Origin of the sequence: Pseudochrobactrum sp. sp1633, assembly GCF_030376605.1 — a bacterium.
In the GTDB taxonomy this organism is placed as follows: Bacteria; Pseudomonadota; Alphaproteobacteria; order Rhizobiales; family Rhizobiaceae; genus Pseudochrobactrum.
Genome location: NZ_JARRAE010000045.1, coordinates 1 through 1,515 on the forward strand (window position 1 = coordinate 1; position 1,515 = coordinate 1,515).

The 1,515-nt window shown below is 53.3% G+C and carries 1 protein-coding gene; it reads left to right on the top strand.

The features are described 5' to 3' along the window. The first annotated feature begins 89 nt into the window (after positions 1 to 89). Positions 90 to 1,441 (top strand): IS3 family transposase gene (locus P8H26_RS18010; protein ID WP_213597987.1). Its coding sequence is split into 2 segments (ribosomal slippage): positions 90 to 426 and positions 426 to 1,441, totalling 1,353 coding nucleotides; the frame shifts between segments, so codons are not numbered across the junction. The last annotated feature ends 74 nt before the right edge of the window (positions 1,442 to 1,515 follow it).

Consider the following 1,515-nt stretch of genomic DNA (forward strand, 5'->3'; position numbering starts at 1 on the left):
TGTCCGACATCAACGCCTTTGAGACCAAACAGTGTTAATTGAGAAGAGAGGACTTTCGGCTCATCATAGCTCAATTAAAGGAAGCAAAGATGAGACAGAAACCCGTTCCGCAAACGTCTAGCGCTGAGAAGACGATCAAGGATATACGGCGCGCGACGCGCAAGCATTATTCTGCAGAGGATAAAATCCGTATTGTGTTGGAAGGCCTACGTGGCGAGGACAGCATTGCCGCGATTTGTCGCCGTGAGGGGATCGCCGAGAGCCTGTATTATAGCTGGTCGAAGGAGTTTCTCGAAGCTGGCAAGAAACGCCTTGCTGGCGATACGGCCCGCTCGGCGACCAGTGACGAGGTTCGGTCACTGCGTCGTGAAAGCCGTGACCTGAAAGAGGCATTGGCCGACGTCATGCTGGAAAACCGCCTGCTCAAAAAAAGCATGATCGGGGATGGGGGCGACGACGAATGAGATATCCCGCCACCGAAAAGCTTGAGATCATCCGGCTTGTGGAGCAGTCGCATTTGTCAGCTAGGCAAACCCTCGACAAGCTGGGCATTCCAAGACCGACCTTCTATCGATGGTATGATCGTTTCCAGACCCACGGTTTCGAGGGGCTGGAAGACCAGACGTCCGCACCTTCGCGGGTGTGGAACCGCATTCCTGATGACATCCGGGATCGTATCATCGCACTGGCGCTCGATCATACCGACCTGTCACCACGAGAGCTGGCGGTGAAGTTCACCGATACGGAAAGTTATTTTGTATCAGAGGCTTCGGTCTATCGTCTGCTCAAGGCCCACGACCTGATCACGTCACCAGCCTATATTGTCATCAAGGCCAATGATGAGTTCAAGGACAAGACCACGCGGCCGAATGAAATGTGGCAGACCGACTTCACCTATCTGAAAGTTGTCGGTTGGGGCTGGTTTTATTTGTCGACCATCCTTGATGACTATTCCCGCTACATCATCGCCTGGAAACTGTGCACCAGCATGAAAGTCGAGGATGTCACCGATACACTCGACCTGGCACTGGCAGCTTCAGGCTGCGATAAAGTCAAGGTCGAACACCGTCCCCGCCTGCTGTCGGACAACGGTTCGTGTTACGTCGCTTCCGACCTTGGTGACTGGCTGGACAAATACAAAATCAGCCAAGTCCATGGCGCTCCCGGTCATCCGCAAACGCAGGGCAAGATCGAACGCTGGCACCAGACGCTCAAGAACCACATCCTGCTCCAAAACTACTTCTTCAAGGAGGACCTCGAAGCCCAGATCGCAGCCTTCGTCGATCACTACAATCATCGCAGATACCACGAGAGCCTCGACAATCTCACCCCGGCTGACGTTTACTTCCGACGTGGACGGACTATCCTAATCGAACGCGAAAGGATCAAACGAGACACCATCAGAAAACGCCGCTTGAACCACCAGGCCAAAGCAGCTTAAATCAACCCGCAAAACAAGCCGCAAACTCCAATCTTCAAGAGCACAAAAAGTCTCAAATCATTCGACGACGGACA